Annotated in this window: 1 protein-coding gene; it reads left to right on the forward strand. The window is 64.8% G+C overall.

Annotated features, from left to right (window positions below; all coding sequences use genetic code 11):
• Positions 1-81: 81 nt before the first annotated feature.
• Positions 82-1,809 carry a transposase gene (locus R3P93_RS24445; protein WP_449619220.1) on the forward strand — a complete coding sequence of 576 codons (1,728 nt, stop codon included), beginning with the start codon at positions 82-84 and terminating at the stop codon, positions 1,807-1,809.
• The last annotated feature ends 81 nt before the right edge of the window (positions 1,810-1,890 follow it).

The following is a 1,890-nucleotide window of genomic DNA, read 5'->3' on the forward strand; positions in this document are numbered from 1 at the left end:
CGGGCTGTTGCGAATTGGGCCTGGTTGATGTTGCTGCGTGTTGGTCTGTAGTGGGGTGTGGTCGGCTGGGAGAATGTGCTGGTGGCCAAAGGTTATCGCCCGGTGGATCGGGATCAGCAGTTCTTGTTGCCGGTGGACATGCGTGAGTGGTTGCCGGCATCGGATCCGGTGTTCACCGTGATCGATGTGGTCACCGCGTTGGATACCTCGGCGGTGCATGCGGTGCGCCGCACCGGTGGTGTCGGGCGCGCGGGATACGACCCGGACATGCTGCTAACAGTGCTGATCTTCGGGTGGGCGCAGGGACAACGATCCTCGCGGGTCCTCGAGCGATTGTGTCAGCGCGATGCCGCGTTTCGGATCATCTGCGCGGGCAACACCCCCGATCACGTGACGATCTCCCGGTTTCGCGCTGACGTGGCCCCGTACATGGATGCCTTGTTCACCCAGGTTCTACTGTTGTGCGGGCAACTGGGTTTGGCCAGGTTGGGTGTCGTCGCGCTCGACGGAGTCAAGATCTCCTCCGACGCCTCACTGAGCGCCAACCGCACCGAGAAAGGTCTGCGGGCAGCGGCTGCCGAGGCCGCCGAGCAGCGACTTCGCGAGCATGCGCGGGCTGCCGCCGCTGAGCATGCTGCTGCCGACGCCGCCGAGGACGAGATGTTCGGGCCGGGATCGACCGGCGACGAGGTGCCCGAGGAGATGACCGATCCACGCTCTCGCGCGGCGCGTATCGCGCAGGCGTTGGCCGAACTCGAGAAGATCAACGCCGACAAGGCCGCCGAGCGCGAGCAGATCGAGAAGAACAAGACCGACCGGCGCACTGCGACGCTGGCACGGCGAGAGAAGCTGGTGGCGAATCATCTGCGTCGGCGTGAAGAATCGGGTCCGGTCACCGGCAAACCCCCGACGGAGATCAGAGTCGAAATATTGCAGATGAACCTGGCCGACGCGCGGGCCAGGCATCAGGCCACGATCGAGAACTACCAGGCGAGGAAGGCTGCGGGAACAGCGAAAGGACGTGTTCCCGGCCCAGTGGAGAGGAACGCGAAAGTCATTCGCGTGCAGCGTTTCCTCGACCGTGCGATCGCCGACCGGGCTGCCGCCGACGCCAAAGCCGCAGAGCAGGAACGACTGCGCGCCGCGGTCGATGCTGCCACTGCGGTATCGACGCCGCCGACCACTGTCGGAGAGGCCAAACGCAACGTCACCGACCCTGCGTCGCGGTCGATGCAGCTGCGTGGCGGTGGGTGGATTCAGGGCTACAACTGCCAGGCGGTGACCACCAGCGATGGGATCATCATCGCCACATCGGTGGGCAACAATCCCAACGACGGAACCATGTTCACCTCGATGCTCGACAAGGCTGTCGCTGCCGCCGATATCGTCTCGAGTGCTCGTGTCGATCCGGATCCGAACGCCGACAACGAGATCGGGGTGCTACTCGCCGATGCCGGGTATCTGACCGAGGCGAATTTGACCGCTCCCGGACCCGACCGGTTGATCGCGATCGGCAAGCACGCCGCGGTGTCGAAAGCAGCAGCCGACATGCCCGTCGACGGGCCACCACCACCGGGTGCGACACCGAAACAAGTCATGTCGCATCGGCTGCGGACCCCGGTCGGTGCCGCGCTCTACGGCCTGCGCAGCCACATCGCCGAGACCCCGTTCGGTCACGCCAAACACAATCTCGGATTCCGACGCTTCAGCAGCCGAGGACAACAACGAGCAGCCGCGGAATTCACCTTCCACGCTCTGGTACACAACCTGTTCAAGGCCATCGGAGCACAAACCCCGGCACTGGCTTGAGGCCGGGCCCGCCCGCGACCCCGATAGTTCCTACGCGCACACCCAGCCCAACGACGGCCACCTCGAAATCGAAACAGCCCG

The organism is Rhodococcus cerastii (assembly GCF_033042195.1).
In the GTDB taxonomy this organism is placed as follows: domain Bacteria; phylum Actinomycetota; class Actinomycetes; order Mycobacteriales; family Mycobacteriaceae; genus Rhodococcoides.